Here is a 630-nt window from a genome sequence, read left to right on the forward strand (position 1 = left end):
TGCGCGGCGAGGCCGAGGAGGCCGGCCGGGCGGCCGGAGCCAAGGAGGCCGCCGCCCACCTGGCCAAGGCCGCCAAGGCCGCCGAGGAGATGCTCGACCGGGCCGGCCAGGACGCCGAGGCCGCCCGCACCGGGGCCACCGCCGAGGCCGACCGGATCCGCGCCGAGGCCGCCGCCGAGGCGGAGCGGCTGCGCGAGCAGGCACGGGCCGCCGTCGAGGCCGCCCAGAACGCCGCCCTGGACGACGCCGCCGCGGTCCGCGAGCGGATCCAGGAGATGCAGGACGAGGCCGCCCGGCTGCGCGCCGAGGCGGAGGAGCTGCGCTCGCAGGCCGCCGCCGAGGCCGACCGGGTGCGCGGCGAGGCCCGCCGGCAGGCGGTGCTGCAGATCGAGGAGTCGGCGAAGAGCGCCGAGGAGCTGCTCACCAGGGCCAAGGCCGACGCGGACGAGCTGCGCGCGGGCGCCGCCGCCGAGATCGAGCGGCTGCGCGAGCAGGCCAAGGAGCAGGCCGCCGAGACCCAGGGGCGCGCCGAGCAGACCCTGGAGCGGGCCCGCGCCGAGGCCGCGAAGACCACCGCCACGGCCGAGCGGCAGGGCTGGGACGCGGTCACCACCGCCAAGGCCGAGGCCG

General features: G+C 80.2%; 1 pseudogene. It reads left to right on the forward strand.

What is annotated here, in order from left to right:
• Positions 1-630 (forward strand): annotated as a pseudogene (locus tag ABD308_RS30035) (hypothetical protein); the annotation flags it as partial.

It is taken from the genome of Kitasatospora putterlickiae, from assembly GCF_039527695.1.
GTDB classification, from domain to species: Bacteria; Actinomycetota; Actinomycetes; order Streptomycetales; family Streptomycetaceae; genus Kitasatospora; species Kitasatospora putterlickiae.